The sequence below is a fragment of the Vibrio sp. 1562 genome (assembly GCF_033340155.1).
Taxonomy (GTDB): domain Bacteria; phylum Pseudomonadota; class Gammaproteobacteria; order Enterobacterales; family Vibrionaceae; genus Vibrio; species Vibrio alginolyticus.
The window spans coordinates 1-594 of record NZ_JAWOVY010000557.1 but is presented as its reverse complement, the minus strand read 5'-3'; the positions used below and the strand labels follow the sequence as shown (position 1 = coordinate 594).

Below are 594 nucleotides of genomic sequence, written 5' to 3'. Positions count from 1 at the left end.
AACCGCGTAAGTTAGGCCGAGTTTACAAAGCTGCGCGTAGTACAACGCAATGAACACACCAAAAATACCGAGAGAAGACAACCCAAACAGCAACCCAATCGCAACGAAGGCAGAAACCACATTAATACCAAGCAACCATCGGGTTCTGCGTTTGAAAAGAATGGCGATGTTTAACAATTCGCTCCATTCCTTGAGCATCGCAATCGGTAGCAAGAACAGCGTGTAAAGTACCGCTTCATGGTAGGTTTCTGGCAAGAAGTTCGTGATCATGACCATTGCCAGTGTCGCTACAACCACGCTGAGCGCAGCAACATAAATCATCCCTAAATGAGAAACGCGCACGGCTTCACTAGCTCGACCATTTTCCAGGTACGCAAAGCGTCGTGGCATCCACCACATGCCAAATGGCTGCACCAAAATACACATACCTACAGAGAACTTAACCGCAATCGCATAAATGCCTAACGTCGCCAACGAAGCATTTGCGCCGATGAACCAGCGCTCGGCACCATTCAAACAAAACGCGACAAGCGCAGACAGCATTACTGGGAGGCATTAATTCAAATACTGCTTGGCTAAGGCAATCTAAGGCAG

1 pseudogene is annotated in these 594 nt (G+C 48.1%); it reads right to left on the bottom strand.

From position 1 onward, the window contains the following. Positions 1-585: pseudogene (locus R7Z49_RS26380) on the bottom strand (lipopolysaccharide biosynthesis protein); the annotation flags it as partial. Positions 586-594: the final 9 nt, after the last annotated feature.